This window comes from Streptomyces sp. SID14436 (assembly GCF_010548465.1).
Lineage (GTDB): Bacteria > Actinomycetota > Actinomycetes > Streptomycetales > Streptomycetaceae > Streptomyces.
On the sequence record NZ_JAAGMD010000492.1, the window covers coordinates 1 to 1359 of the forward strand.

At 72.1% G+C, this 1359-nt stretch carries 2 protein-coding genes; both read left to right on the top strand.

From position 1 onward, the window contains the following. The coding region (locus G3I53_RS16925; RefSeq protein ID WP_164438508.1) for a DUF3017 domain-containing protein at positions 1 to 410 on the top strand (410 nt) is incomplete at its 5' end. 523 nt (positions 411 to 933) lie between these two features. Next, a partial coding sequence (locus G3I53_RS16930; protein WP_164438509.1) for a helix-turn-helix transcriptional regulator occupies positions 934 to 1359 on the top strand: 426 nt, incomplete at its 3' end.

The window sequence follows — 1359 nt, forward strand, 5'->3', positions numbered from 1 at the left end:
ACGCGCAGGGTCGGCCCCGGCGCACCACCCGCCGCTTCCCGCTGTTCACCCGGGACACCGCGCGCCCGGAGGGCGGTGGCCGGGCGGCGGCCGGCGACGCCCCCGCGCCCGCCCGGCAGTGGCCGATCCTGGCCGTGCTGCTCACGGTGGGACTCGGGCTGCTGCTGACCGCGTTCGACCTGTTCCGGCTCGGCACCCTGCTGATCGGGGTGGCCCTGCTCGCCGGTGCCGTGCTGCGCTGGGTGGTGCCGGACGTCGGCATGCTCGCCGTGCGCTCCCGGTTCACGGACATCGTCACGTACGGGGTGCTCGGCACGGGGATCGTGGTGCTGGCGCTGATGGTCCAGCCGGATCCCAAGCTGCAGATCCCGTTCCTGAAGGACCTGCTGCACTTCACCGTCAGCTCTTAGGGCCTCCAGCGACAGCGGCCCGCCCTCACCCCCGTGAAGGACGGGCCGCCGTCGGGAACCACCTTCCGGCAGGCGAACGGCCTGTTCAACGGCTGCCGGTCCGCTGTGGCACGGAAGTGACCGTTCCGCTACGGGTCCCGGAACCCCCGGACCGACCCGCGACCTTCGCCTCCGGGCGGACGGGGGCGCGGAGGCGGATGTCCTGACAGGGGCGTGGTTGTCGCCCCAAGGGGCGCAAGGCCGGGCTGTGCGGTCAGCTCGGACAAAGGGGATGTTGCTGGGCGTTCTCCGCGCTTGTGCCGGGTTTCGTTCGGAACAGGGGGTCGCCGGTGGGACACTGGACCGCAAGCGAGTAGGCGTGCGACGGTGCACGCCCGCGCCCTGACGCTCCCGTGCGCCCCCACCCCGGGAACTGAGATCCTGACTGGCGGCATCCCTGTGGGTAGCCAGACCGCGACTCGGCTTAAGGGCACCATGCGCGAGGGAAATACCAGCACGTACCGGGGGGAAGAGGGGGGAAGCAATGGCTCGTTGGAAGGCCTTGCCTGAGGAGCTCGATCCGCAGATCAGGGAGTTCACCAGCCAGCTCAGGCGGGTGGTGGACCGCAGCGGCCTGAGCGTCGCGTCGGTCTCCGACCGGACGGGCTACAGCAAGACGTCCTGGGAGCGTTATCTCAACGGCCGGCTGCTCGCGCCCAAAGGCGCCATCGTGGCCCTGGCCGAGGTCACCGGCACCAACCCGATGCACCTGACCACCATGTGGGAGCTCGCCGAGCGCGCCTGGAGCCGCTCGGAGATGCGCCACGACATGACCATGGAAGCGATCCGCATCTCCCAGGCGCGCGCCGCGCTCAGCGAGCTGGCGGGGCCGGGCGGGGGCGGCAGGTCCCGCAAGGGCGGCGCCGCGGTCCGGCCGGGAGTGGCCGGTCCGGCCGGGGTCTCGCCGTCC